General features: G+C 65.2%; 22 protein-coding genes and 3 tRNA genes. 12 read left to right on the forward strand and 13 right to left on the reverse strand.

The window, feature by feature from the left end:
- Positions 1–154: 154 nt before the first annotated feature.
- From CFB39_RS10975 to tig, 6 genes are all read right to left on the reverse strand, one after another.
- Positions 155–231, reverse strand: a tRNA-Asp gene (locus tag CFB39_RS10975).
- Between the two features lie 23 nt (positions 232–254).
- Positions 255–330, reverse strand: a tRNA-Val gene (locus CFB39_RS10980).
- Positions 331–534: 204 nt separating this feature from the next.
- Positions 535–2,958 carry an endopeptidase La gene (gene lon / locus CFB39_RS10985; RefSeq protein WP_011352361.1) on the reverse strand — a complete coding sequence of 808 codons (2,424 nt, stop codon included), beginning with the start codon at positions 2,956–2,958 and terminating at the stop codon, positions 535–537.
- A 197-nt stretch (positions 2,959–3,155) separates the two neighbouring features.
- Positions 3,156–4,427: an ATP-dependent Clp protease ATP-binding subunit ClpX gene (clpX, locus tag CFB39_RS10990; RefSeq protein WP_006489345.1), complete on the reverse strand. Its 1,272-nt coding sequence runs from the start codon at positions 4,425–4,427 to the stop codon at positions 3,156–3,158.
- Positions 4,428–4,590: 163 nt separating this feature from the next.
- A complete protein-coding gene (clpP, locus tag CFB39_RS10995; RefSeq protein WP_010092137.1) occupies positions 4,591–5,244 on the reverse strand; it encodes an ATP-dependent Clp endopeptidase proteolytic subunit ClpP in 654 nt (217 codons plus the stop codon).
- 140 nt (positions 5,245–5,384) lie between these two features.
- The gene (gene tig, locus CFB39_RS11000; protein ID WP_046545923.1) at positions 5,385–6,731 is read right to left on the reverse strand and encodes a trigger factor; all 1,347 of its coding nucleotides are present in this window, start codon (positions 6,729–6,731) and stop codon (positions 5,385–5,387) included.
- 388 nt (positions 6,732–7,119) lie between these two features.
- Here tig and CFB39_RS11005 point away from each other — a divergent pair, with 388 nt between their 5' ends.
- Together CFB39_RS11005 and CFB39_RS11010 are read left to right on the forward strand one after the other, a co-directional pair.
- On the forward strand, positions 7,120–8,265 hold the full coding sequence (locus CFB39_RS11005; RefSeq protein ID WP_089473048.1) for a glycerate kinase: 1,146 nt from the start codon (positions 7,120–7,122) through the stop codon (positions 8,263–8,265).
- Positions 8,266–8,327: 62 nt separating this feature from the next.
- Positions 8,328–8,777: a MarR family winged helix-turn-helix transcriptional regulator gene (locus CFB39_RS11010; protein ID WP_089473049.1), complete on the forward strand. Its 450-nt coding sequence runs from the start codon at positions 8,328–8,330 to the stop codon at positions 8,775–8,777.
- Between the two features lie 173 nt (positions 8,778–8,950).
- Here the strand turns inward: CFB39_RS11010 and CFB39_RS11015 are convergent, their stop codons facing one another.
- Together CFB39_RS11015 and CFB39_RS11020 are read right to left on the reverse strand one after the other, a co-directional pair.
- Complete coding sequence (locus CFB39_RS11015; protein WP_089473050.1) at positions 8,951–9,949, reverse strand: 2-dehydropantoate 2-reductase; 999 nt, start codon at positions 9,947–9,949, stop codon at positions 8,951–8,953.
- Between the two features lie 109 nt (positions 9,950–10,058).
- A complete protein-coding gene (locus CFB39_RS11020; RefSeq protein ID WP_089473051.1) occupies positions 10,059–11,204 on the reverse strand; it encodes a helix-turn-helix transcriptional regulator in 1,146 nt (381 codons plus the stop codon).
- 303 nt (positions 11,205–11,507) lie between these two features.
- Between CFB39_RS11020 and CFB39_RS11030 the strand changes: the two genes are divergently transcribed.
- The 4 genes from CFB39_RS11030 to CFB39_RS11045 all read left to right on the forward strand — a co-directional run bounded on the left by CFB39_RS11030 (position 11,508) and on the right by CFB39_RS11045 (position 15,253).
- The gene (locus tag CFB39_RS11030) at positions 11,508–12,554 is read left to right on the forward strand and encodes a porin (RefSeq protein ID WP_089473053.1); all 1,047 of its coding nucleotides are present in this window, start codon (positions 11,508–11,510) and stop codon (positions 12,552–12,554) included.
- A 19-nt stretch (positions 12,555–12,573) separates the two neighbouring features.
- Positions 12,574–13,782, forward strand: a complete 1,209-nt coding sequence (locus tag CFB39_RS11035; RefSeq protein ID WP_089473054.1) for an MFS transporter — start codon at positions 12,574–12,576, stop codon at positions 13,780–13,782.
- Between the two features lie 16 nt (positions 13,783–13,798).
- A complete protein-coding gene (locus CFB39_RS11040; RefSeq protein ID WP_089473055.1) occupies positions 13,799–14,908 on the forward strand; it encodes a class II histone deacetylase in 1,110 nt (369 codons plus the stop codon).
- Positions 14,909–15,022: 114 nt separating this feature from the next.
- Positions 15,023–15,253: a hypothetical protein gene (locus tag CFB39_RS11045; protein WP_089425634.1), complete on the forward strand. Its 231-nt coding sequence runs from the start codon at positions 15,023–15,025 to the stop codon at positions 15,251–15,253.
- 104 nt (positions 15,254–15,357) lie between these two features.
- On the opposite strand, the gene CFB39_RS11050 is transcribed toward CFB39_RS11045, so the two are convergent.
- Positions 15,358–15,654 (reverse strand): hypothetical protein, encoded by a 297-nt coding sequence (locus CFB39_RS11050; protein ID WP_089473056.1) that lies wholly within the window; start codon positions 15,652–15,654, stop codon positions 15,358–15,360.
- A 230-nt stretch (positions 15,655–15,884) separates the two neighbouring features.
- On the opposite strand from CFB39_RS11050, the gene CFB39_RS39325 reads away from it, so the two are divergent.
- Both CFB39_RS39325 and CFB39_RS11055 read left to right on the forward strand, forming a co-directional pair.
- The gene (locus tag CFB39_RS39325; protein WP_144030252.1) at positions 15,885–16,643 is read left to right on the forward strand and encodes a hypothetical protein; all 759 of its coding nucleotides are present in this window, start codon (positions 15,885–15,887) and stop codon (positions 16,641–16,643) included.
- 131 nt (positions 16,644–16,774) lie between these two features.
- Positions 16,775–17,332 carry a DUF4339 domain-containing protein gene (locus CFB39_RS11055; protein ID WP_089473057.1) on the forward strand — a complete coding sequence of 186 codons (558 nt, stop codon included), beginning with the start codon at positions 16,775–16,777 and terminating at the stop codon, positions 17,330–17,332.
- A 494-nt stretch (positions 17,333–17,826) separates the two neighbouring features.
- On the opposite strand, the gene CFB39_RS11060 is transcribed toward CFB39_RS11055, so the two are convergent.
- Positions 17,827–17,913, reverse strand: a tRNA-Leu gene (locus CFB39_RS11060).
- A 241-nt stretch (positions 17,914–18,154) separates the two neighbouring features.
- Here CFB39_RS11060 and hpnD point away from each other — a divergent pair.
- Positions 18,155–18,988 carry a presqualene diphosphate synthase HpnD gene (gene hpnD / locus CFB39_RS11065; RefSeq protein ID WP_089473058.1) on the forward strand — a complete coding sequence of 278 codons (834 nt, stop codon included), beginning with the start codon at positions 18,155–18,157 and terminating at the stop codon, positions 18,986–18,988.
- Between the two features lie 10 nt (positions 18,989–18,998).
- Here hpnD and CFB39_RS11070 read toward each other — a convergent pair whose 3' ends face one another.
- The 3 genes from CFB39_RS11070 to CFB39_RS11080 form a co-directional block, all read right to left on the reverse strand.
- On the reverse strand, positions 18,999–20,219 hold the full coding sequence (locus tag CFB39_RS11070) for a DUF1501 domain-containing protein (RefSeq protein ID WP_089431207.1): 1,221 nt from the start codon (positions 20,217–20,219) through the stop codon (positions 18,999–19,001).
- 67 nt (positions 20,220–20,286) lie between these two features.
- Positions 20,287–21,789 (reverse strand): DUF1800 family protein, encoded by a 1,503-nt coding sequence (locus CFB39_RS11075; RefSeq protein ID WP_089473272.1) that lies wholly within the window; start codon positions 21,787–21,789, stop codon positions 20,287–20,289.
- Between the two features lie 132 nt (positions 21,790–21,921).
- Positions 21,922–22,200, reverse strand: a complete 279-nt coding sequence (locus CFB39_RS11080; protein ID WP_011352385.1) for a hypothetical protein — start codon at positions 22,198–22,200, stop codon at positions 21,922–21,924.
- Between the two features lie 258 nt (positions 22,201–22,458).
- Between CFB39_RS11080 and ompR the strand changes: the two genes are divergently transcribed.
- From ompR to CFB39_RS11100, 3 genes are all read left to right on the forward strand, one after another.
- Positions 22,459–23,193 (forward strand): two-component system response regulator OmpR, encoded by a 735-nt coding sequence (gene ompR / locus CFB39_RS11090; protein WP_006478565.1) that lies wholly within the window; start codon positions 22,459–22,461, stop codon positions 23,191–23,193.
- A gap of 40 nt (positions 23,194–23,233) precedes the next feature.
- The gene (locus tag CFB39_RS11095) at positions 23,234–24,595 is read left to right on the forward strand and encodes an ATP-binding protein (protein WP_089425640.1); all 1,362 of its coding nucleotides are present in this window, start codon (positions 23,234–23,236) and stop codon (positions 24,593–24,595) included.
- Between the two features lie 189 nt (positions 24,596–24,784).
- The gene (locus CFB39_RS11100) at positions 24,785–25,333 is read left to right on the forward strand and encodes a peroxiredoxin (protein WP_006478563.1); all 549 of its coding nucleotides are present in this window, start codon (positions 24,785–24,787) and stop codon (positions 25,331–25,333) included.
- Positions 25,334–25,365 lie beyond the last annotated feature (32 nt).

Here is a 25,365-nt window from a genome sequence, read left to right on the forward strand (position 1 = left end):
GGCGCACAAAACGAAAATGCCCGCACTCGGCAGGCACTTTCGTTTGTTTGGCGGAGCGGACGAGACTCGCCTGCCTGCAGACCGCGGCAGCGCTTGCAGGCGCAGCCCTAAACGCAAATGAAAAAGCCCGCACAAGGCGGGCTTTTTCATTTTCTGGCGGAGCGGACGGGACTCGAACCCGCGACCCCCGGCGTGACAGGCCGGTATTCTAACCGACTGAACTACCGCTCCTTGGTCTGGCTGAATCAGGAAACTGGTGGGTGCTGAGGGGTTCGAACCCCCGACCTACGCCTTGTAAGGGCGCCGCTCTACCAGCTGAGCTAAGCACCCGTTTCCGATTCGTTCTGGCTGCGATCTGCGTTTCGGCATCAACAACCAGCGAGCCCGCAAGTTTAATTCATCCCCGATCATTTTGCAAAGCCCTGACGCGAATTTTTTAAACGTTCGCGCACACGAATCGGCTACGCATAAAAAAACCCGCGGCCATGCCGCGGGTTTCGTGAACAACCGTCAGGAACGACGATGTTCCGATGCTTAGTGCTTGACGAATTCCGTCGAGCCGGCATCCTTCGCCGCATCGGCGACCGGTGCCGCCGCCTTCGCCTCTTCTTCCGGCGGCAGCGGGGTCGGCGAACGCTCGAGCGCGAGTTCCAGCACCTTGTCGATCCAGCGGACCGGCACGATCTCGATCGCGTTCTTCACGTTGTCCGGAATCTCGGCGAGATCCTTCACGTTCTCTTCCGGGATCAGCACGAGCTTGATGCCACCGCGATGCGCGGCGAGCAGCTTCTCCTTCAGACCACCGATCGGCAGGACTTCACCACGCAGCGTGATTTCGCCCGTCATCGCGACATCGGCACGCACGGGGATACCCGTCAGCACCGACACCAGCGCGGTCGTCATCGCACCGCCTGCGGACGGACCGTCCTTCGGCGTCGCGCCTTCCGGCACGTGGATGTGGATGTCCTGCTTCTCGAACGCTTCGTCCTTGATGCCGAGACGACGCGAGCGCGAGCGCACGACCGAACGTGCCGCCTCGACCGACTCCTTCATCACGTCGCCGAGCGAACCCGTACGGATCACGTTGCCCTTGCCCGGCATCACCGCGGCTTCGATCGTCAGCAGATCGCCACCGACTTCCGTCCACGCGAGGCCCGTCACCTGACCGACCTGGTTTTCCTTCGCCGCGAGGCCGAAGTCGTACTTGCGTACGCCGAGGAACGTATCGAGGTTTTCGCCATCGACCTTGATCGCACCCGATGCCTTCTTCAGCAGCAGCATCTTCACGACCTTGCGGCAGATCTTTGACACTTCCCGCTCGAGCGAACGCACACCGGCTTCACGCGTGTAGTAGCGGATGATGTCGCGGATCGCCTGCTCGGTGACCTCGATCTCGCCTTCCTTCAGCCCGTTGTTCTTCTTCTGCTTCGGCAGCAGGTAACGCTGGGCGATGCTGACCTTCTCGTCTTCCGTGTAACCCGACAGACGGATCACTTCCATCCGGTCGAGCAGCGGCGGCGGGATGTTCAGCGAGTTCGACGTCGCGACGAACATCACGTCCGACAGGTCGAAGTCGACTTCGATGTAGTGGTCGGCGAACGTGTGGTTCTGTTCCGGATCGAGCACTTCGAGCAGCGCCGACGACGGATCGCCGCGGAAATCCATGCCCATCTTGTCGACCTCGTCGAGCAGGAAGAGCGGATTGCGCACGCCCACCTTCGTGAGGCTCTGCAGGATCTTGCCCGGCATCGAACCGATGTACGTACGGCGGTGACCACGGATCTCGGCTTCGTCACGCACGCCGCCGAGCGCCATCCGGACGAACTTGCGGTTCGTCGCACGGGCGATCGACTGGCCGAGCGAGGTCTTGCCGACGCCCGGGGGCCCGACGAGGCACAGGATCGGCGCCTTCACCTTGTCGACGCGCTGTTGGACCGCGAGATACTCGAGGATGCGTTCCTTCACCTTCTCGAGGCCGAAGTGATCCTCGTCGAGCACCTGCTCGGCGTTCGACAGGTCGTTGTTGACCTTGCTCTTCTTGCGCCACGGCAGGCCGATCAGCGTGTCGATGTAGTTGCGCACGACGGTGGCTTCCGCCGACATCGGCGACATCAGCTTCAGCTTCTTCAGCTCGGCGTCGGCCTTCTTCTTCGCTTCCTTCGGCATGCGCGCGGCGTTGATGCGCTTCTCGAGCTCCTCGAGATCCGCACCCTCTTCGCCTTCGCCCAGTTCCTTCTGGATCGCCTTGACCTGTTCGTTCAGGTAGTACTCGCGCTGGCTCTTTTCCATCTGGCGCTTCACGCGCCCGCGGATGCGCTTTTCGACCTGCAGGATGTCGATCTCGGCTTCGAGCTGCGCGAGCAGGTGCTCGAGGCGCTCGATGACCGGGAACATCTCGAGGATGTGCTGCTTCTGGTCGAGCTTCAGCGGCAGGCGCTCGGCGATCATGTCGGCGAGGCGGCCCGCTTCGTCGATGCCCGACAGCGACGTGAGGATCTCCGGCGGGATCTTCTTGTTCAGCTTCACGTACTGGTCGAACTGCGACACGATCGCGCGGCGCAGCGCTTCCGTTTCAGCGCTGTCGGCATGATCGGGCTCGAGCGGCATCACTTCGCAGGAGAATTGCGTTTCCTGCTCTTCGATCGACAACGCCTTCGCGCGCTGCAGGCCCTCGACGAGCACCTTCACGGTGCCGTCCGGCAGCTTCAGCATCTGCAGGATGTTGGCGATACAACCGACCTCGTACATGTCCTTTTCGGTCGGTTCGTCCTTGGCCGCGGTTTTCTGGGCGACGAGCATGATGTGCTTGCCGCCTTCCATCGCTGCTTCGAGGGCCTTGATCGATTTCGGCCGGCCCACGAAGAGCGGAATCACCATGTGCGGGAAAACGACGACATCCCGCAGCGGCAGCAGCGGGAGCGTGATGCGTTCCGGCGGGAGAAGTTGGGTGCCTGACATTTCATTTCCCCATGAGTGGAATCAATTGTTCGGTAATTGAGGCCGCCACAACGAATTGCAAGCCTTCAAGTGCGGGAAATATTCGGTAAGAAAGTAACCACCGCGTGTCGAGTCAGAGTTACCCACAAGATAAACGAAAAAAAGCCGCCCACGGTCTCATGAACGGCCTTTTTCGCAGAACATCGTCGGCAAGCCGGTCAGTTCGAACCCGCCACCTTCGGCGTGTCCTCGTAGATCAGCAAGGGCTTGCCGTCGCCATCGATGACGTTCTCGTCGATGATGACCTTGCTGACCCCTTTCATCGTCGGCAGCTCGTACATCACGTCGAGCAACGCCTGTTCGATGATCGAACGCAAACCGCGCGCGCCGGTCTTGCGGCGGATCGCCTTGCGGGCGACCGCCTGCAGTGCGCCCGGCCGGATCTCCAGCTCGACGCGCTCCATCGCGAACAGCTTGTGATACTGCTTGACGAGCGCGTTCTTCGGCTCGACCAGGATCTTCATCAGCGCGGCTTCATCGAGCTTGCCGAGCGTCGCGACCACCGGCAGGCGGCCGATCAATTCGGGGATCAGACCGAATTTGATCAGGTCTTCCGGCTCCGTCTCGCGCAGCACTTCGCCCGCGTCGCGTTCCTGCTTGCTCTTGACCGTCGCGCCGAAGCCGATACCGGTTTTCTCGGTACGGTCGGTGATCACCTTTTCGAGGCCGTCGAATGCACCGCCGCAAATGAACAGGATGTTGGTCGTGTCGACCTGGATGAAATCCTGGTTCGGGTGCTTGCGGCCGCCCTGCGGCGGCACCGACGCCATCGTGCCCTCGACGAGCTTCAGCAGCGCCTGCTGGACGCCCTCGCCCGACACGTCGCGCGTGATCGACGGGTTGTCCGACTTGCGGCTGATCTTGTCGATTTCGTCGATGTAGACGATCCCGCGCTGGGCCTTGTCGACCTCGTAGTTGCAGTTCTGCAACAGCTTCTGGATGATGTTCTCGACGTCCTCGCCGACATAGCCGGCTTCGGTCAGCGTCGTCGCATCGGCGATCACGAACGGCACGTTGAGCAACCGCGCGAGCGTCTGCGCGAGCAGCGTCTTGCCGGAGCCCGTCGGGCCGATCAGCAGGATGTTGCTCTTCGACAGCTCGACGTCGTCCTTCTTGTCGAGATGCTTCAGGCGCTTGTAGTGGTTGTACACGGCCACCGCGAGGATTTTCTTCGCGCGCTCCTGGCCGATCACGTACTGATCGAGGATGTCGCGAATTTCCTGCGGGCTCGGGAGATCCGACCGGGACAGGCTGGCCTCGACGCCGGCGGCAGCCGCCTCGTCGCGAATGATTTCGTTGCAGAGGTCGATGCATTCATCGCAGATGAACACCGACGGGCCCGCGATGAGTTTTTTCACCTCATGCTGGCTTTTCCCGCAAAACGAGCAATACAACAGCTTCTCGCTGTTCGAACCTTTTTTGTCCGCCATGAATGTAGAGCCTCCGGACAGGTAGATGACATGATACGCCGATTGCTCCGGACGCCGCGCCTAGGGCGCGACCGGAGCCGGCTGGATGCGCTTGCCGCAGATGCTCAGGGCACTCGGGACGTTTGAGGGCGCCGCCCGAATCGGGGCGGCACCCCGTTTAAGCTCACGGGCGCTTCAACAGCACCTGATCGATCAGCCCGTACGCCTTCGCGTCCTCGCTCGACATGAAGTTATCACGGTCGGTGTCGCGCGCGATGCGCTCGACGTCCTGGCCCGTGTGCTGCGCGAGCAACTGGTTCAGCCGCTCCTTCAGGTAGAGGATTTCGCGTGCCTGGATCTCGATGTCGGATGCCTGGCCGCGTGCGCCGCCGAGCGGCTGGTGAATCATCACGCGCGAGTTCGGCAGCGCGAAACGCTTGCCCTTCGCACCCGACGCGAGCAGGAACGCGCCCATGCTGGCCGCGAGGCCCATGCACAGCGTCGACACGTCCGGCTTGATGAACTGCATCGTGTCGTAGATCGCCATGCCGGCCGACACCGACCCGCCCGGGCTGTTGATGTACAGGCTGATGTCCTTGTCGGGATTCTCGCTCTCGAGGAACAGCAGTTGCGCGACCACGAGGTTGGCGGTCTGGTCGTTCACTTCGCCGACCATGAACACCAGGCGCTCCTTCAGGAGACGCGAGTAGATATCGTACGAACGCTCGCCGCGGCCGCTCGTTTCGACGACGATCGGCACCAGCCCCAGCGCTTGCGCCTCGAAACCCTGCGGCGCGTTCGAAGCAAGCATGTCCAGCAATTCAGCGCGAGTGATCATTCAATGAACCTTGTTCGAATGGAAAATTGAACGGAAGGAAGCCGCCCGCTCAATCGCCATATTAATGGCAACCGTGCGCTTGACGTAAAAACGGCGTGCGGGCCGTCGCTCCGACAGCCGGCACGCCGCTAGAGCAACACTTACGCTTGCGCCGATGCGCTCGCGAGTGCTTCGAAGCTCACTTCCTTGTCCGTCACCTTCGCCTTGCCCAGCACGAAATCGACGACGTTGCTTTCAACGACGAACGCTTCCATCTCGGCGAGGCGCTGCTGGTTCGAATAATACCAGCGGACCACTTCCTTCGGGTCTTCGTAGCTCTTCGCGAACTCGTCGACTTCCGCACGGATCTGTTCCGGCTTCGCTTCGAGGCCGTTCGACTTCACGAGCTCGGCCAGCACGAGGCCCAGCTTCACGCGGCGTTCTGCCTGCTCGGTGAACATCTCGGCCGGGATCGGTGCGTCCTTCGCGTTCGGCACGCCGCGCTGCGCCAGATCCTGGCGAGCCATTTCGACGAGGCGTTGCTGGTCCTGCTCGATCAGCGCCTTCGGCACGTCGAGTTCGGAAATCTTCAGCAGCGCGTCCATCACCTGGTTCTTGACGATCGACTGCGTGCGACGCTTCGCTTCGCGCTCGAGGTTTTCCTTGATCTCGGCACGCATCTTCGTGAGGTCGCCGTCTTCGATGCCGAGCGACTTCGCGAATTCCGCGTCGATTTCCGGCAGGTGCGGCCACTCGATCTTCTTCATCGTGACCGTAAACTGCGCCGTCTTGCCCGCGACGTCCTTGCCGTGGTAGTCCTCCGGGAACGCCAGATCGAACGTGCGCGATTCGCCGACCTTCAGGCCCAGCGCCGCGGTTTCGAATTCCGGCAGCATGCGGCCTTCGCCGAGCACGAACGGGAAATCTTCAGCCGTGCCGCCCTGGAACGCGACGTCGTCGATCTTGCCGACGAAGTCGACCGTCACGCGGTCGCCGTTCTTCGCTGCGGTGTCCGCGCCGCCGTCGCCGTGCTCGCCGGCTTCGCCACGTGCGTGGAAGTGCACGCGCTGCTTGCGCAGGATGTCCAGCGTGCGGTCGATTTCGGCGTCGCCGATCGACGTCGTCGAGCGCTCGACTTCAGCCGTCGCCAGATCGCCGATCTTGACTTCCGGGTAGACCTCGAACGTCGCGTCGAACGCGTATGCACCTTCAGCCTGCTCCTGCTTCGGCTCGAAGCTCGGCTGGCCAGCGACGCGCAGGTTTTCCGCGCGGCTGATCGTGAAGAATTCCTGGCCGATCTTGTCGCTCAGCACTTCCGCCTCGACCTGGCCCGCGTACTGTTGCGCGACCATCTTCACCGGCACCTTGCCCGGGCGGAAACCCGGCATGCGCACGGTCTTCGCGAGTTTCTGGATACGGGCGTCGATTTCCTTCTGCACGGTGTCTTTCGGCAGGGAAATCGTCACGCGGCGTTCAAGCTTGCCGAGGTTCTCAACAACGTTAGCCATGGCTTCAATCGTCCTAAAATTATTCGAGCGAATCGGGTTTTCCTTGCCGTGCCTGCCTGCGGCGTGATGTGTGTCACATCCACTCGCCGCGCCGGAGCGCCACGCCATCCCTGCACGCGCCGGATGGCTAGCGCAAGCGGCTCGGAGCACGGCTTTGGCCGGAAGAATCGACTATTCTAGCAAACAATTTTCATCACACCGCCAGATCGGCGCGACGCGCGTGCGTCCGCGCCGCGTCAACCGCCCTTTGCACGGCAATGCAAGCGGATCGCCGCTATGCCGAACGCCGTATCCACCACGGGCCCGCCATCCTGTAAGCTCCAATTGAAGGGTCGCCGCCGTCGCGGCCCCACCATTCTTCACACCAATCACGCCTTCCGGAGACACCATGCCGCAACACCCGTCCGCGCCTGTCGTCGTCATCGCGCCCGATTCGTTCAAAGGCTCGCTTTCCGCCGAGCAGGTCGCGGACGCGATCGCCACCGGCATCCGCCGCGCCCGGCCCGACGCTGTCGTGCGCTGCTGCCCGATGGCCGACGGCGGCGAAGGCACGCTCGACGCGATGCTGGCGAGTGGCGGCACGCGGCGCGCACTGCGGGTGGCCGGCGCGTCGCTCGCGGCACGCGACGCGGCGGTCGGTGTGATCGACGCGCGCACCGCGATCGTCGAGACGGCCGAGATCGTCGGCATTACGGATCCGGTCGGCATGAGCGTGCCGGTCGACGCACGCAGCACGCGCGGGATGGGCGAAGCGATCCGCACGTTGCTCGACGAAGGCGTGCGCCGCTTCTTCGTCGCACTCGGCGGCAGCAGCACCAACGACGCGGGCGCCGGGCTGCTCGCAGGCCTCGGCCTGCAGTGCTTCGACGCGGCTGGCCAGCCGGTCGAGCCCGTGCCGTCGCGGCTCGCCGACATCGCGCGCATCGATGCGTCGGGGCTCGACCCGCGGCTGAAGGAAACGGAATTCATCGGCATGTCCGACGTCGACAACCCGCTGACGGGCGCGCACGGCGCGACCGCCGTGTTCGGCCCGCAAAAGGGCGTGACGCCCGGGCAGGTTGCGACCCTCGACGCCGCCCTCGCCCGCTTCGCCGACCTCCTCGAAGCCGCGCTCGACCGTCGCAGCCGCGACCTGCCGGGCGCCGGCGCCGCGGGCGGCCTCGGTTTCGCGCTGCACATGCTCGGCGCGCAGTTCGAAGCGGGCGCCGAAGTGGTCGCGCGGCAGGTCGGGCTCGATGCGGCGCTCACCGGCGCCGACTGGCTGATCACCGGCGAAGGCCGCTCGGACGTGCAGACGCTGCACGGCAAGGCGCCGTTCATCGCATGCCGGCACGCGCGGGCCGCCGGCGTGCCCGCATCGCTGCTGTCGGGCGCGGTCGACCCGGCCGCGCTGCCGCGCCTGTCCGAACATTTTTCCGGCTGCTTCTCGCCGGCTCCCGGGCCGATCACGCTCGACGTCGCGATCCGCGACGCGGTCGATCTGCTCGCGAACGAAGCGGAGCAATTGACACGCCTGAAGTACGGCGCACACTGACCGTTGACCCGAGCGCGCGATACAGGAACAATCGGGCCCGCCCTTTTTCTTCAGGATTCGACATGAAAGGCCGTCAAGCCGGGCTCGATCAGTTTCTGACCTATCGCCTCCACGCGCTCACGAAGCGCTCCGACCGCGGGATCGGCGAGGTGTACCGGCACAAGCTCGACATCTCGCTGCCCGAGGCGCGCGTGATCGCCGCCGTCGGCGCCTTCGGCCCGTTCTCGATCATGGATCTCGCACGCCACACCAATCTCGACAAGAGCCAGGCGAGCCGGGCAGCCGAGGCGCTGCTGCGCCAGGGGCTGCTCGAACGCAGCGCGAGCGAGGAGGATGGCCGGATCGTGCTGATCGCGCTGACCGCCGACGGCCGCGCGCTGCATCGCAAGATCATGCCGATCGTGCGCAAGTGGAACGACAGCTTGCTCGCGTGCCTGTCCGACAGCGAACGCCAGACGTTCGAACGGCTGCTCGACAAGGTCGTCGCGCACGCGACCGAGCGGGACGACTGAGCCGCAACACGGGCACGGCGCCCGCAGGTTTGATCCGACGAATTTGACGGGCCGCCCCGGTCGCCTCACCGGCGACGCGGGCGGCCCGCTTTGCGTTATGCGGCGCTACGCGATCCAAACGGACTGCAGCGCTCCGTCTCGCCGGCGTCGCGCATGCAGCGGCCCCGCCCGCGCTACAGCCCGCTGTTCGCCGCGCGCTGGCGCAGCAACCCGAGTACCGCGTCGCAATACGGGGTCGGCACGCCGAGCTTGCGCCCGAGTTCAGGGAACACGCCGAGGATCGGCCCGATCTCGAGCGCGCGCCCCGCTTCGAAATCCTGCAGCATCGACGTCTTGAACGCGCCGAGCTTGCGCGTGACCGCGATCCGCTCGGGCCCGCTCATTCCCGTCGACAGACCGAGCCTTGCGCCGATCGCGGCCGCCTCCTCCATCATCCGCAACGCGAGATCCTGCGTGAACGGATCGTCGAGCAGCTGCTCGGCCGTCGAGCCCGTCAGCGCGCTCAGTGGATTCATGTTCATGTTGCCCCACAGCTTCGCCCAGATCTCGGTCCGGATCGCGGGCGTCGACTCGACGTCGAAACCGCCCGCCGCGAGCGCCGCGGCGAGCCGGGCCGTGGCGACGTCAAGCCGCTGATCGGGTGCACCGACGATCAGCCGGTTGCCGCGCCCACGGCGCACGATGCCCGGCGCGTCGGTACTCGACGACAGGTGCACGACGCAACCGATCGCCTGCGCGGGCGGCAACGCCGCCGACACCGCGCCGGCCGGATCGACAGCATCGAGCGGCACGCCGTCGAGCGCCCCTTCGAGCCCGTGCGTGAACCACCACGGCAGGCCGTTCATCGCCGCGACGATCACGGTGTCCGGCCCGACCAGCGGCGCAATTCGGGCGGCCAGCGCCGGCAGCACCTGAGCCTTCAGGGCGATCACCACGTAGTCCTGCACGCCGAGCGCGGCCGCATCGTCACTCGCTCGCACCGGAACCGACGATGTCTCGCCCGCCTCGTCGATCACACGCACGCCGTGCGCATTCAGCGCATCGAGCGTCGCGCCGCGCGCATACGCACTCACGATCATGCCGGCCCGCGACAGCGCGGCCGCCAGCAACCCGCCGATCGCGCCGACCCCGACCACCGCCGCGCGCACCGACCCTGAATTCGTGTCGTTCATGATGGAATTCCGTCTCCTGGGAGCTGACGAGCATAACGCTCAATAGTTGCGGGCACAACCATTCGCGTGACCGCATGCAACGTGCGGCGGTCGCGCGACGCAGCGCAATTCAGCGCGACTCGCCACCGGCTTCCACCGGCTCGTCGTCGGCCGCACTGCCCGTTGCGCCGAGCACGCGGGCGATCTGGCTCTTGTCGTGCATGCCGAGCTTGCGGTACGCGCAGCGCAGGTAGTGGCGCACAGTCGTCGGCGAAATCGCCATCTGTTGCGCGACTTCCTTGTGCGAGCGCCCTGCGCCGTAATAGCGGATCGCCGCGAGCTCGCGCGGGCTCAGCCGGTCGAGCAGCGAGCGCGGCCGCGCCTCGATCTGGAACAGGCCCGCAACCGGCACGCACTGGATTCGCAGCGCATCGCCGACGAATGGCTGACCCGACTGGCGCCGCAAATGCGCGACGAGCGGCTCCGGCACGCGCGCACCGGCCCATGCCGGCCATTCGGTGCGCAGCACGTCGTCGAAACCGTGATCGGCGTGGTGAAGCACGCCGAAGTTATCGCACAGTGCACGCGCCGCCGGCGCGACCGTCTCGCCGCGTTCGCGCGTGAGCTGCGCCGCGCGATTGATCGTCAGCGCCGCCGCGAGATGCGGAATCACTTCCTCGAAGCGGCGTGCATCGTCATCGCTGAACGGGCGATTCAGGCCCTGGCGGTAGATCGACATGAACGTCGTCAGGCCGAACCGGCGATCGAGCGTGCACACGCACATCAGTTGTGCGAGCCCGTACTTCACGCACCAGTCGCGAAACCGGGCATCGAGCCCCGGTTCGACGACCGACAGCCGCACCGCATGGCCATGCGCGCCGCGCAGCGTGCGGTGCGCGAGCGGGTCGCAATCGCGCACGCGCTTCCAGTCGCTGAAGAATGCGTGCGGCAGGCGGTACAGGAAGCTGTTGTGCATCACCGGGCCGGTCGGCACGTGGGTCGCGACGCCCGTCCATGCGGCGTCGAACGGGACGAGCGCCTGCAGCAGCGAAAAGAACCGATATTCGAATTCGCCGATGCCGGACCGTGCGGCAACCGCGTACAGGTCGAGCAGCATCAGCCCGAGTTCGCGCTGCGATGCGTCGCCGCGCGTGACGCCGTCGAAATCGGCGCGCCGGGACGGCAGCGGCGGCCAGGCGAAGTCGTCGAGCACGATGGCGGCCGGCACGTCGCGCAGCGCATCGAGATCCTGCCCGAAATCCGTCGTGATCCTCACCTTCCCGCTCCCCTGCCCGATCGGGCTGCTGATGTGCGCAACGACACCGATCGATTATAGCGATCGGCTTTTTTGACGGGCCACGGTGCCGGAACGGGCGCCAGCCCCATCCATTTGAACGGTGCACGGCACGTTGCTGCTCCGCAGCACGCCGCGCGACGGCACCGCGCCGCTTGTGTGTCGCGCACCACGGGTTTTCCACACCGTTCATCTGTACGACTGTTCGAAGGTTTTCCCGCTGCGGACACTGCGTCGCGACAACACCAACGACAAACCGATGCAGGACGGTATGGAGAACCCCACGTGACGAAACCCCGCTTCATCCGCACGGCCGCGGCCGTCGCGACGCTTGCCGCGTGCAACGCTGCCGCGCACGCGCAGTCGAGTCTCACGCTGTACGGCGCGCTCGACGCCGGCGTGCAATACCTGACGCATGCCGACGGGCGCCACTCGGCCGTTCAACTGCAGAACTACGGCATCCTGCCTTCGCAGATCGGGCTGAAAGGTCACGAGGATCTCGGCGGCGGCTGGCGTGCGCTGTTCAAGCTCGAACAGGGCCTCAACCTCAACGACGGCACCGCGACCGTGCCCGGCTATGCCTTCTTCCGCGGCGCGTACGTCGGCATCGCGGGGCCCGTCGGCACCGTCACGCTCGGCCGGCAGTTCAGCGTGCTGTTCGACAAGACGCTGTTCTACGACCCGCTCTGGTATGCGTCGTACAGCGGCCAGGGCGTCATCGTGCCGATGAGCGCGAACTTCATCGACCACTCGGCCAAGTACCAGTCGCCGACGTTCGCCGGCTTCGACGTGGAGGCGCTTGCCGCGACGTCCGGCGTCGCCGGCAATACGCGCGCCGGACGCGTGCTCGAACTCGGCGGCCAGTTCACGAGCAACGGCCTGTCGGTCAGCGCGGTACTGCATCAGGCACATGGCGAGGTTTCGGCGGCCGACGACACGTCGGCGCGCCGCCGCGAACTCGGCACGCTCGCCGCGCGCTATGCGTTCGCCACACTGCCGCTCACCGTCTATGCGGGCGTCGAACGCCTGACCGGCGATCTCGACGCGGCACGCACGATCGTCTGGGGCGGCGCGCGCTACCAGATGTCGAGCGAGATCGGCCTGAACGCGGGCGTCTACCACACCGACTCGCGCACGCCGGCGATCGGCCACCCGACGCTGTTCATCGCGAGCACCACGTACGCGCTGTCGAAACGCACCGTCGCGTACGTGAACCTCGGCTACGCACGCAACAGCAGCCAGAGTTCGCAGACCGTCTACGAATACGACCCGACGACGCTCGCCGGCGCATCGCAGTTCGGCGCGATGGTCGGCATGTACCACCTGTTCTGATCCCACACGAGAACCCGCCATGAAAACCCTTTCACCGGATGCCGCACTCCCGTCCGACGGCCGCGCGTCGACCTTCGCGCGCTCGACGCTCGTCGCGCTCGTCGTGTTCGCGGCCATCACGCCGCTGCTGCTGCTCGTGGCACCCGCCGTCGCGGGCCAGCTCGCGACGCAGCTCGGGCTGTCCGCGTCGCAGATCGGCACCTACTTCTTCGTCGAACTCGGCGCGTTCAGCCTCGCGACCGTGCCGTCGTACCTGTGGCTCGGCCGGGTCGACGCGCGCCGCGTCGCCGCGTTCGCCATCGCGCTGTTCGGCGCGGGCAACCTGCTGACCGCGCTGTGGATGCCGGGCTTCGTCGCGCTGCTCGCGCTGCGCGCCGTCACCGCGCTCGGCGGCGGCTCGCTAATGGTGCTCTGCATGACGAGCGCCGCGACGAGCGAGAACAGCGACCGCGTGTACGGCCTGTGGGTCGTCGGCCAGTTGATCGCGGGCGCGATCGGCCTGTTCGTGCTGCCGCATGTGTTCGCTGCGTTCGGGTTGCGCGCGCTGTATGTCGCACTCGCCGCGCTCGCGCTGGTCGCGGCGCCGCTGTCGCGCGGCTTTCCGTCCACGCTGGGCACGCGAGCCGCACCCGCGCAGAACGCGCGCAACGCTGCGGCGCGGACACCGCAAAGCTTCGTCGTGCTCGCGATCGGCGCGGTGCTGACGTTCTATCTCGCGATCGGCAGCGTGTGGACGTTCGCCAGCCGCGCCGCGACCGAAGCCGGGCTCGATCCGCAGTCGACCGGCAACGTACTCGCGATCGCAAGCGTGATGGGGATCGCCGGTGCGGCGCTCGCGTCGTGCGCAGGCGGCCGGCTCGCGCGGCGCGCGATGCTCGCGGCCGGTTACGCGCTGCTGGCGGCCTCGCTCGTCGCGCTCGCGGTCATGCGGCACGCCGGCGGCTACAGCGCGGCGATCTTCGCGTTCAAGTTCGCGTGGACGTTCGTCCTGCCGTTCATCCTCGCGACCGTCGCGCAGATCGACACGTCGGGCCGCCTCGTGGCCACGCTCAATTTCGTGATCGGCGCGGGCCTCGCGGCCGGCCCGCTGCTCGCCGGGCTGATGCTCGATGCCGGCGGCACGATGCGCGCGCTGTTCACGGCCGCGACGGCCGTCGCAATCGTGTCTTTCGCCGCGTTGCGCCACATCGATCGCCGCACGCGCCCTTCCATTTCCACCCAACCGTGACAGGTCACGCACATCCATGAATCGCACTGCCTTCTTCACCGACGAACGCACTTTCTGGCATACCGGCGGCACGCACGCGCTGTTCTTCCCGGTCGGCGGCTGGGTCCAGCCGCCGTCGAGCGCGGGCTACGCGGAATCGCCCGATTCGAAGCGCCGTTTCCTGTCGCTCGTGCAGGCCTCGGGCCTGGCCGCACAGCTCGACCTGCGCGGCGCCGAGCCGGCCTCGACCGCCGACCTGCTGCGCATTCATCCCGCGCACTATCTCGACGCGTTCCGCACACTCAGCGACGCGAACGGCGGCGACCTCGGCGATCTCGCGCCGTTCGGCAAGGGCAGCTACGAGATCGCCGCGCTGTCGGCCGGACTCGCGATCGCGGCCGTCGATACGGTCCTCGGCGAACGTGCGGCGAACGCCTTCTCGCTGTCGCGGCCGCCCGGCCATCATTGCCTGCGCGATCGCCCGATGGGCTTCTGCCTGCTGGCGAACATCCCGATCGCGATCGAGGCCGCCCGTGCGAAACACGGCATCGAGCGCGTCGCGGTGATCGACTGGGACGTGCACCACGGCAACGGCACGCAGTCGATCTACTACGACGATCCGGACACGCTGACGATCTCGCTGCACCAGGATCGCTGCTTCCCGCCCGGCTACAGCGGCGCCGACGACCGCGGCGAAGGCGCAGGCGTCGGCGCGAACCTGAACGTGCCGCTGCTCGCGGGCAGCGGCGACGATGCGTATCGCTACGCGTTCCAACGAATCGTGCTGCCGGCGCTGGAGCGTTTCCGGCCCGAGCTGATCATCGTCGCGAGCGGCCTCGACGCAAGCGCGGTCGATCCGCTCGCACGCATGCAGTTGCATACCGACAGCTACCGGTTCATGACGCGTGCGGTGAAGGAGGCCGCGCAACGCCATTGCGACGGGCGGCTCGTGATCGTGCACGAGGGCGGCTATTCGGAGGCGTACGTGCCGTTCTGCGGGCTCGCGATCGTCGAGGCGCTGGCGGATGTTCGCACCGACGTCGCCGATCCGATGCTCGACCTCGCGATCGCGCAGCAGCCAGGCGCGCGGTTCGTTGCGTTCCAGCGCGAACTGCTCGACGAACTGGCTACGTCGTTCGGGTTGTAAAGCGCGCCGGCGGACGCGACGAGGGCCGGCCAGCGCCGGCCCTCTTGCGCGATCGGTGCGGATGGGGTTTCCTGTGCTTTTATCCCCGTTCCGGCCCGAAGCCGCACTCTTCCGATGAAATCGTCCCCGCGCGATCACAATGACGATACCAAGACGCGCCGCCAGCCTTCGAAGCTGGTCCTGAACATCGCCGCCGTGACGGTCGGCCTCATCACGTTCGCGATCGGCGCGGCGTGGGTGATCTATAGCTGGGTCGTCGATCGCGAAGCGCAGTATTTCGCGATCCCGCTGGTGTTCTCGGTGCCGGTGATCGTGGCGGTCGCGATCCGGAGCTTCTGGGAATAGGCATGCCTGGAATGACGCAGCGCCGCGGGTCGGGCGACGCGCGGCACTGGTATCCGGCTTGTTTCAGATGAAGCGGGAATTCCCGCGGTTCGCTTGCGGGCCGGTCACAGGCCCGGTCGGGCACACGGATTGGGGGCTGCGCCCTGATATCCACCCGTGACGGCGCCCAGCGCGGCGCCAGCCAGCGACGTGCCAAGCGCTTTCAGCACGTTTTCCGTAGAGAACGTCTCGCCGCTCGACATCACGCGCCCCGAATACGCGGAGCACGCTGACGACGCCGATGCAACCGTCTGCACGGGCTTGGCACTCCATGCGATGTTCTCGGCAGGCGTATTGGCAAATGCCGGCGCAGCCAGTATCAGCGTCAGAACGGAAAATGGAATGCGTACGGTATTTTTCATTGGCCGACCCCTCGGTGTAATTGTGCTTCGTGTGTGAATGAGCAGTGGTCACGATATTACGTGCGGCCGAGTTTCCGTGTCTGCTCGTACGGATTTGCATGCTGGAGAAAAACACGGCCTAAACAAAAAAGGGCTGTGGCAAGCCGACCGGCGGCGCTTTTCGGGTATGGACAGGCCGCCCTCTCGCAGAAATCTTCGAGCCAGAATTTATGGCAAACGAGAAGATTAGCATGAGCGGCAAGCGCTACACGGACGAGTTCAAGATCGAAGTAGTCAAGCAAGTCATCGGGCGCCGTCATTCGCTGGCAGATTCCGACTATAAAGTTGGAGATTTCGCTGCCGATATCAAACGTGCAGCCAGCAATATCGAAATTCACATGATGAAATCAGACAAGGGCTGGCAACTATTCCCAATAGCAGCCTCGCTCCGACCAACTAGAATTTCAACTGGAAGCCTCATCGTGAATAATTTTTTCGCCGCCGTTGTCGTCACCCTCTCGGCGATCCCCTCATCGAGTTATGCTGCGGGCAATATCAAAAATACCCCCGACTATCGAAATGCGTATCAATGCGCAACAGATGCACTCGCACACCATGACGTCGACCCCAAAGGCGGCGAGAACGGGTTGACGACGTACTGCATCGGAAATTCGCATGATCCGAGCAAGGCAGAACTGCAAGGTTTTCGTGACGCGATCCGAGGTGAACGGCCGATCGCTCAGGCGGCGCCAACCGCCTGCACGTTTGCGTATGGCGTCTACGAGGCCAACGGATCACATGCGGACGGTTTCGCGGAAGGCCGCCAGACGATTCGCACGCTCAAAGAAGTCGCTTGGGCGATCCAGGCCCATCAGGTTGCACTTTACGACCGCAACAATCAGCCGATCTCGTCCGATGTCTCCCGCCATTGGTTCGTATCGAAGAACGGCATTGAATGGAAAATCTCACCGGAAGCCCGAAAAGCCTGTTCGAGACAACAGATCGGCTAAGGTTAGCAGCCGGTATGCACCGGTTATGCTCCCGGTTTGTGCTGCGACATAGGCAGTTGCGCCATGGGTCAGCTGCAAGTTCAATCGCCAACACGATCACCTTTCCACGTCCTGTACAAGAAGCAACAACCATGAATACTTGGCACTATGAAAAAGGCGGCCAACGCGTCGGGCCGGTCTCGAATGACGAGATGCGGCGTCTCATTCAGGAACGCGTCATCACCCTTGGCACGCTTGTATGGAAGCAAGGCTTTGTCGACTGGCGCACGCTGGGCGACACCGAACTCGCCTCGCATCTCGAAACCTCCACCACGCCGCCTGCATTGCCGAACACGAAGATCAGCAATGCCATCGTCTGGATTCTTGCATTCGCGCCGATCATCGGCCTGATGTTGCAGGCAATGATCGGCGGAGCACTAGCGCCGACCGACGACATGGCCGGGCTGGCCGGCGAGATCGCAGTCAAGTCCGGCCAGTACTGGTGGATCACGCTCTTGCTGAACATCGGCCTGAGCTGGGTCGACGAACGACGCTTGAAGCGCGCGGGCGTCGACACGTCGCAGTTCGGCAAGCTGGTGTTTGTCGTGCCGGTCTATCTTTGGAAACGCGCCCAATCCCTGCGCCAGACACCCGCGTATTTCTGGACGTGGATCGTTCTCTTCGTACTTTCGCTGATCGAAGCTGCCTGATCGGCTTCTCGCTGGTGATAGTCATCGGTCTTAAACGCCTTTCGAACGCGATGTTGCCAGACTTCGACCAGTTTGATCCTCTCAAACGCACTTGATTTGCATGTGAGTAAGAGGCGTTTCGAGTTGGCGCGCCTCTTACTACCCCGCCAAGCACTTCGCCCTGAATCGACACCCACCATCGACTGATGGATTGCATTCGATCACCCTTCTGCCGCTGGACCCATTTGCACCGGATCCAGCGTGAGATGCCTTGGCCGTCAGCAAGCTTGCAGGACTTTTCGCGGGGCTTCGCCGCACGGACGGCGACATCGGTAAGGGGCATTGGGTCATGGGCGCATTTACGTGCCCCAGATCAGGAAAACTGCCCCCTGCGATGCCCCCGATTCCGCGGGTATCAATGGAAAAACGTTGGGCAAAGCTGGTAACAAAAAGCCCCGTAAGTGCTTGACTGACGGGGCTCTTTGGCCAAACTTGGGAATGCTTGGCAGGATATGTGGTGCGTGAGGCCGGACTCGAACCGGCACACCCTTGCGGGCGTCAGGACCTAAACCTGGTGCGTCTACCAATTTCGCCACTCACGCGCATTTCTGTCGCCTGACCACGCGGCACGAAAGATGCGTGACCACGCGCCCGGGACATCGCGCCGGTTGGTTTGTAACCGGCACGCCCGATCAGGCGAGCGCGAGATTCTACCCGATCCGCGCGGGCTTGTCTCGCCCCTGCCGGCACCCGTCGTGCAGCGATGCTAGAATGCCGCGCTCGACGTTTCGGCACCGCGCCGCCGCGCGTCCCCCGAACCCGCCTCCCCACACGATTCCGCCCGTGAACTTCGACGACTACTGTCAGCAAAAGGCCGCCCCTGCGGGCTCCAGCGTCTACTACGCGCTGCGCCAGGCGCCGCACGCCACGCAGCCGCGCCTGACCGCGCTGTTCGCGCTACGCCGCGAACTCGAGGAAACCGTCAAGGAAACCAGCGACCCGACCGTCGGACACACGAAGCTCGCGTGGTGGCACAAGGAACTCGCGGCGCTGGCCGACGGGCAGCCGTCGCATCCGGTCACGAAGGCGCTCGCGCAGCATCATCCGGCGATCGCCGCCGAGGCCGATGCATTCCGTACGCTCGTCAACGGTTACGGGATGGATCTCGAACAGGCGCGCTACCTCGATTTCGCGAACCTGCAGCGCTATATCGCACAGGTCGGCGGCACCTTCGCGTCGCTGGTCGCGCGCGCAAGTTCGCCAAACCCGACGGACCCGCAACCGTGGGCCGCGGACGCCGGCCGCGCGCTGATGCTCGCGCAGTTCGTGCAGGATCTCGGCAACGACGCACGCCACGGCCGCATCTATCTGCCGATCGACGAACTGCAGCGTTACAACGTGACCGCGGCCGATCTGCTGAACCGCCGCTACAGCCCGGCCTTCACCGAATTGCTGCAATTCCAGACGGCCCGCGCGCGCGAAGCGCTCGTGGCCGCCGAAGCGGCGATCCCCGCATCTGAACGCCGCGCCCAGCGCACGCTGCGCGCGCAGATCGCACTGGCCGGCTCGCTGCTCGACGAAATCGAGCGCGACGGCTACCAGGTGCTGCATCAGCGCATCGCGCTGACGCCGATCCGCAAGCTGTGGATCGCGTGGCGCACCGCGCGCCGCCGCTGATCCTCACGCCTCACGCCTTCAGCAACGGCAGCGTATCGAAGCGCTGCTGCAGCACGCGGGTCGCGTCGAGTCCCCACCACGGCCCGAGCACGGTCGCGTAGAGCTGGCGGAAATCGACCGCGACCGGCAGGTTGCCGTTGCCGTCGAGCCGCCCGAGCGCCGGCGGCGCACCGTACAGCCCGCCGGCCACGCGGCCGCCCATCACGAAATGCGGCGCGGCCGTGCCGTGATCGGTACCGTTGCTCTGGTTCTCGCGCACGCGCCGCCCGAATTCCGCATACGTCATCACGAGCGTCTGGTTCCAGCGCCCGAGTTCGATCAACGCGCCGCGCATCGCGCTCATCCCTTCCGCGAACTGCTTGAGCAGCGCGGCCTGCTGCCCCGGCTGGTTCTGGTGCGTATCGAAGCCGTTGAGCGTCAGGCGCAGCACCGCGACGCCATCCTGCGCACCCGGGCCGGACGCTTCGCACGCGGCCAGCACCTGCATCGCGGTCTTGACCGACGTGCCGAACGCGCCGGCCGGAAAGGCCGTCCTGAATTCACGCATCCCGCCGCGCGGACGCAGCCGGTCGGCCGCCTTCACGATGTCGTTCTCGACGTCGATGATGTGGGCGAGCGCGGGGTTCTGTTCGCGCAGCGACGACGGCTCGGCAAGCCGGGCCGCACGAATGAACTGCGCGGGATTGACGAGCGCGATCGCACGCGCACCGTTCGAGAGCGGCCCCATCTCGGCACTGCCGAGCACGACACCGTCGGCCGCGAAACCGGGCGGCACGGGCGCCTGCGCGAACGTGCGCGTCAGCCAGCCTTCGTGCAGATATTGATCCGAGCGCGACGCGGTATCCCAGATCTCGATCGAGCGGAAATGCGACAGGTTCGGCTGCGGATAGCCGACGCCCTGCACGACCGCGACCTGCCCGTCGCGCCACAGCGGCATCAACGGCGCGAGCGATGGATGCAGCCCCGTGTGCGCGTCGAGTTGCAGCACCTGCTCGCGCTTGATGCCGATGCTGCGGCGAAACTGGTAATACAGCGGGTCCGCATACGGCACGACCGTGTTGAGGCCGTCATTGCCGCCTTTCAGTTCGACGAGGATCAGCACGTTCGCGTACCCGGCCGCCGGTTGGCGCCCCGCCTGCGCCACGGCAGCCGCCATCGCAGGCGCCTGCCACATCGACACGCCGGCCGCGGCCGCAGCACCTGTCAGCGTCAGAAAATCACGTCGGTTCATCGCGCATCCTTTGGTTCACCGTCCGACACCTTTGCCGCACCGGCTCCCCGCTTCATCGTCGTTCGAATCATTTCAGTTGATAGGCCGGATCCATCAGCAGCGCCTCGAGATACGCGCTGCCGGTCGAATCCGTGTCGATCGCCGCGACCGGCGACAGTTGCAGCACCGCATGCTGCAACTGAAGCTCGGTCGACAAACCGGCGATCGCCTGCGGCCGCGCGCGATATTGCGCAAGCCAGCGCTCGAGGTCGAAACGCAGGCCGGCGCGCGCGGGCTTGGCAGGCGGTCCGTGCATGCCGGCAGCGGACGCCGTCTCGACCACCGGCATCGCATGCGCGCGGGCATTCGGCGGCGGCACCATCGCATGCGCCGGCGGGTGCATGCCGGCCGTCTCCGTCGCGCGGAACAGTTGCTCGACGAACTGCTTGCGCGCGAGCAGCGTGGTGCTGTTGATCCACAGCGCGCCGCCCGGCCAGCCCTTCACGTTCGGCGGATAGAACAGGTTCTGCCCGAGCGTGCGCACGGTGTTCGCGAGCATCTGCGGATCGCCGTATGACACGTCGAACAGCCGCACCGACCCGACGACGAACTCCGCCGGCGACTTGACCAGCACGCCGCGATTGCGAGGATCCCAGAAGGCGTCGGTCGACCACAGCGCGGCGAGCGCCGCGCGAATGTCGTAGCCGCTCGAGCGAAACCGTTCGGCCACCGCATCGAGCGCGCCCGGATCGGGCGTATCCGACACGAACTCGCGCCACAGCTTGGCGGCGATGAAACGCGCGGTACCGGGCCGCTTCAGCAGGATGTCGAGAAAGCCGTCGCCATCGAACGGCCCCGTTTCGCCGAGGATCGTCTTGTCGCCGGCGTCGTGCAGATCGGGCCGAACCTCGAAGCGATACGTATCGGGATCGACCGTCCAGCCCGTCATCGCACGCGCGGCTTCGGTCACGTCGTTTTGCGTGTAATGCCCTTCGCCGAGCGTGAACAGCTCCATCACCTCGCGCGCGAAATTCTCGTTCGGGCGCCCCTTGCGATTGCTCGCGCCATCGAGGTATTGCAGCATCGCCGGATCCTTCGCGACCGCATGCAGCAGCACGCCGAAGTTGCCGAGCGCCTCGCGGCGAAACAGCGCATTCTGCGCCGCCATCGTCTGCGGATAAGGCACCTTGTCCTGCCCCGACGTGAAATGCCCATGCCAGAACAGCGTCATGCGCTCGGTGAGCGGCGACGGCGTGACGATCATCTCGTTGACCCACGCCGCGCGCAGCGCATCGTACCGAACGTTGCGCTCGCGCTGCTCGTCGCGCCGCATGTCGGGCGTCAGCGCCTGGCGCTGCGCGCGCGTCGGCGGCAACTCGGCGATCCAGTCGGGCCAGGTCGTGACGGGGTCGCGGCGAACGTTGCCGAGCGTGTCGGCCACGACCTGCGCGCGCGTCAAGCCGACGACGCGCGCAACATCGGCGGGCGCGGGAGAAAAACCGGTACGACTCAGGAAAAACAATGCATCGTCCGCATCGAGCGGCGACTGCATGGCGGGCGACGGCGCCGGTGCGGCAGCGTTCGCTTTCATCGTCATGGACTCCCGGAGCGCACCGGCGGTGCGGATGCCGGTACAACGGCAATCGGCAGGCGAAAGTTGACGGAAAAATTGCTACGAATCTTTTCCGCGCGACGAATTTCGCGTGGTGCGAAGGACGGCGTGTCAGCGCTTGTACAGCTCGCGAACGGCGTCTTCGATGTGCTGGCGCAAAAGGTGGCGTTCCTCGGGCGTCATGTGCCCGTCGCGGCGGCGCTGTTCGAGATCGGGAGGCACGGCGGAACGGACCGTCATCTCGGCGGTACGATCGGACTGCGGCGCTTTGCCGCGCGGCAGCTTGCGCGACGATGCGCCCTGCTCGGGGCGCTGCGCATACGCGAAGTTCGACGCATACGGACCGGCAAGCGCGATCGTCAGCATCAGTGCAATCCGGGCAGATCGCATGACCGTCCTCGCTTCTTTGGTCGATTTGTTCCCTTCGTCACGCGGCAACCGGCTACCTCTGGTACTTGAAAAACCCTGCGGAATTCGGGTGTGCAAAGATGAATGATGGAGTGCAGGGGAGTATCTACCGAATTTCGGCTTCGAGTAAAGGAATCTCTATAGCCTGCCTTTACTCGGCGCGACACTACGGGTAAATTTTGTAACCGACTGTAACGCACGAAAATACGCGACCGTGCGTCAATTCCCATTCGCGATAAGATGCCGATCATGGAAACGAAAAACCCCTCCAAGATTCTCGTCGTCGACGACGACCCGCGCCTGCGCGATCTGCTGCGCCGCTATCTCGGCGAGCAGGGTTTCAATGTCTACGTCGCGGAAAACGCGACCGCAATGAACAAGCTCTGGGTGCGCGAGCGTTTCGACCTGCTCGTGCTCGACCTGATGCTCCCGGGCGAAGACGGCCTGTCGATCTGCCGCCGCCTGCGCGGCAGCAACGACCGCACGCCGATCATCATGCTCACCGCGAAGGGTGAAGACGTGGATCGCATCGTCGGCCTCGAGATGGGCGCCGACGATTACCTGCCGAAGCCGTTCAACCCGCGCGAACTCGTGGCGCGCATTCATGCGGTGCTGCGCCGCCAGGCGCCGGCCGAACTGCCGGGCGCGCCGTCGGAAACCACCGAGGTGTTCGAGTTCGGCGAGTTCTCGCTGAACCTCGCGACGCGCACGCTGACGAAGTCGGGCCAGGAAATTCCGCTCACCACCGGCGAATTCTCGGTGCTGAAGGTGTTCGCGCGTCATCCGCGCCAGCCGCTGTCGCGCGAAAAGCTGATGGAGCTCGCACGCGGCCGTGAATACGAAGTGTTCGACCGCAGCCTCGACGTGCAGATCTCGCGCCTGCGCAAGCTGATCGAACCGGATCCGGGCAGCCCGCGCTTCATCCAGACTGTCTGGGGCCTCGGCTACGTGTTCATCCCGGACGGCGCCGCCTGATCTTTTTCCTTTCCGGTTTCGCCCGCCCACGGCCCGTCCCATGCGTATCGACCGGCGCCTCCTTCAGCTCGCGTTCGGCGGGCTGTTCTGGCGCACCTTCCTGCTGATCGCGCTGCTGATCTCGGTCAGTCTCGCCGCGTGGTTCCAGAGCTTTCGCGTGATCGAGCGCGAGCCGCGTGCGCAGCGCGTGGCTCTCCAGCTCGTCGCGATCGTGAAGCTCACGCGCACCGCCCTGCTCTATTCCGATCCCGATTTGCGGCGCGCGCTGCTGCAGGATCTCGAGAGCAACGAGGGCGTGCGCGTATACCCGCGCGAGAAGACCGACAAGTTCAAGCTGCAGCCCGACGAATCGCTGAACCGCCTGATCGAACACGACATCCGCAGCCGCCTCGGCGACGATACCGTGATCGCCCAGTCGGTCAACGACATTCCCGGCGTGTGGATCAGCTTCAAGATCGACGACGACGATTACTGGGTCGCGCTCGACCGCGACCAGCTCGACAACGTCACGGGCCTGCAGTGGGCCGGCTGGGGGCTGTTCGCGCTCGCGTTGTCGCTATTCGGCTCCGCGTTCATCACCAGCCTGGTGAACCGGCCGTTCTCGCGGCTCGCGCTCGCCGCGCGGCAGATCGGCTCGGGCCAGACGCCCGAGCTACTGCCCGAGCGCGGGATGGGCGTCGCGGCCGAGACCAATCGCAGCTTCAACCAGATGGTGCGTGACCTCGAGCAGCTCGAGGCCGACCGCGCGCTGATGCTCGCGGGCATCTCGCACGACCTGCGCACGCCGCTCGCGCGGCTGCGGCTCGAAACCGAGATGAGCCCGTCCGACCAGGCGACCAAGGACGCGATGGTCGACGACATCGAGCAGATGGATCGCATCATCGCGGCCTTCATCGACTACGCCCGCCCGTCGCAACGCAAGCCCGAGCCCGTCGATCTGTCGTCGATCGCGCAGGAAGTCGCCGCCCGCGTGTCGGGCGAGGATGGCGTCGAGATCCGCACGCGGCTCGCGCCGAGCGCGGTGATCGAAGCCGACGAGACCGACATGCGCCGCGTGATCGGCAACCTCGTCGAGAACGCGCGCAAGTATGGCCAGAGCACGCAGGACGGCGTGTCGCGCATCACGCTCGAGACGCGCGTGTCGCACGCGCGCGTCGAGCTGTCGGTGAGCGACGAAGGCCCCGGCATTCCCGAGGATCAGCTGCCGCTCGTGATGCGGCCGTTCTACCGCGTGGACACCGCCCGCACCAAGGCGGACGGCACGGGCCTCGGGATGGCGATCGTGCTGCGCCTCGTCGGCCGCTATCGCGGCGCGCTGCGGCTGCGCAACCGCAACCCGGAAGCGGGCCTCGAAGTTACGCTCGAATTCCCCGGCGCCGGCAAGGCGCGTGCGACTGCGTGACGCGCTCGCGCACGCTTCTTGCGCTGCACACTATCGATCCGGTTGAAAAAAGCTATGAGGATCGTTAGCCAAAATCTATTGAAGCGCATAGCTAATAGTGTTATAGTTTTACCCATGCTGTCACATCATCGTTGCAGCACCGAGGTAGCTTGACTCAGTCTTCTTCCCAACTCATACAGGAGTATCCGCATGAAAACCGTGGGCGATAAACTCGAAGCTTTCACCGTCGTAGCCGCGAAGCCGGGCTTCAACAATCACGAGGAAAACGGCCAGTCGGCGTTCGAGACCGTCACCGAAGCGTCGTTCCCGGGCAAGTGGAAGATCATCTACTTCTATCCGAAGGATTTCACGTTCGTGTGCCCGACGGAAATCGTCGAATTCGCGAAGCTCACGAAGCAGTTCGAAGAGCGCGATGCCGTCCTGCTGGGCGGCAGCTCGGACAACGAATTCGTCAAGCTCGCATGGCGCCGTGAGCACAAGGACCTCGACAAGCTGAACCACTACTCGTTCGGCGACGTCAAGGGCGAGCTGATCGACCAGCTCGGCGTGCGCGACAAGGAAGCCGGCGTGGCCCTGCGTGCAACGTTCATCGTCGATCCGGACAACACGATCCAGCACGTTTCGGTGAACAACCTGAACGTCGGCCGCAGCCCGGAAGAAGTCCTGCGGATTCTGGACGGCCTGCAAACGGACGAACTGTGCCCGTGCAACCGTGCAGTCGGCGGCGCAACGCTGTAAGCGCATCGATGCACGAAGCCCGCGGCGCACGT

This window comes from Burkholderia sp. AU6039, from assembly GCF_002223365.1.
In the GTDB taxonomy this organism is placed as follows: Bacteria; Pseudomonadota; Gammaproteobacteria; order Burkholderiales; family Burkholderiaceae; genus Burkholderia.

Excerpts from the sequence above, each read along its gene's own strand:
- lon (WP_011352361.1), bottom strand. The coding sequence starts at position 2,958 with ATGTCAGGCACCCAACTTCTCCCGCCGGAACGCATCACGCTCCCGCTG.
- clpX (WP_006489345.1), bottom strand. The coding sequence starts at position 4,427 with ATGGCGGACAAAAAAGGTTCGAACAGCGAGAAGCTGTTGTATTGCTCG.
- clpP (WP_010092137.1), bottom strand. The coding sequence starts at position 5,244 with ATGATCACTCGCGCTGAATTGCTGGACATGCTTGCTTCGAACGCGCCG.
- tig (WP_046545923.1), bottom strand. The coding sequence starts at position 6,731 with ATGGCTAACGTTGTTGAGAACCTCGGCAAGCTTGAACGCCGCGTGACG.
- CFB39_RS11005 (WP_089473048.1), top strand. The coding sequence starts at position 7,120 with ATGCCGCAACACCCGTCCGCGCCTGTCGTCGTCATCGCGCCCGATTCG.
- CFB39_RS11010 (WP_089473049.1), top strand. The coding sequence starts at position 8,328 with ATGAAAGGCCGTCAAGCCGGGCTCGATCAGTTTCTGACCTATCGCCTC.
- CFB39_RS11015 (WP_089473050.1), bottom strand. The coding sequence starts at position 9,949 with ATGAACGACACGAATTCAGGGTCGGTGCGCGCGGCGGTGGTCGGGGTC.
- CFB39_RS11035 (WP_089473054.1), top strand. The coding sequence starts at position 12,574 with ATGAAAACCCTTTCACCGGATGCCGCACTCCCGTCCGACGGCCGCGCG.
- CFB39_RS11040 (WP_089473055.1), top strand. The coding sequence starts at position 13,799 with ATGAATCGCACTGCCTTCTTCACCGACGAACGCACTTTCTGGCATACC.
- CFB39_RS11045 (WP_089425634.1), top strand. The coding sequence starts at position 15,023 with ATGAAATCGTCCCCGCGCGATCACAATGACGATACCAAGACGCGCCGC.
- CFB39_RS11050 (WP_089473056.1), bottom strand. The coding sequence starts at position 15,654 with ATGAAAAATACCGTACGCATTCCATTTTCCGTTCTGACGCTGATACTG.
- CFB39_RS39325 (WP_144030252.1), top strand. The coding sequence starts at position 15,885 with ATGAGCGGCAAGCGCTACACGGACGAGTTCAAGATCGAAGTAGTCAAG.
- CFB39_RS11055 (WP_089473057.1), top strand. The coding sequence starts at position 16,775 with ATGAATACTTGGCACTATGAAAAAGGCGGCCAACGCGTCGGGCCGGTC.
- CFB39_RS11070 (WP_089431207.1), bottom strand. The coding sequence starts at position 20,219 with ATGAACCGACGTGATTTTCTGACGCTGACAGGTGCTGCGGCCGCGGCC.
- CFB39_RS11075 (WP_089473272.1), bottom strand. The coding sequence starts at position 21,789 with ATGAAAGCGAACGCTGCCGCACCGGCGCCGTCGCCCGCCATGCAGTCG.
- CFB39_RS11080 (WP_011352385.1), bottom strand. The coding sequence starts at position 22,200 with ATGCGATCTGCCCGGATTGCACTGATGCTGACGATCGCGCTTGCCGGT.
- ompR (WP_006478565.1), top strand. The coding sequence starts at position 22,459 with ATGCCGATCATGGAAACGAAAAACCCCTCCAAGATTCTCGTCGTCGAC.
- CFB39_RS11095 (WP_089425640.1), top strand. The coding sequence starts at position 23,234 with ATGCGTATCGACCGGCGCCTCCTTCAGCTCGCGTTCGGCGGGCTGTTC.
- CFB39_RS11100 (WP_006478563.1), top strand. The coding sequence starts at position 24,785 with ATGAAAACCGTGGGCGATAAACTCGAAGCTTTCACCGTCGTAGCCGCG.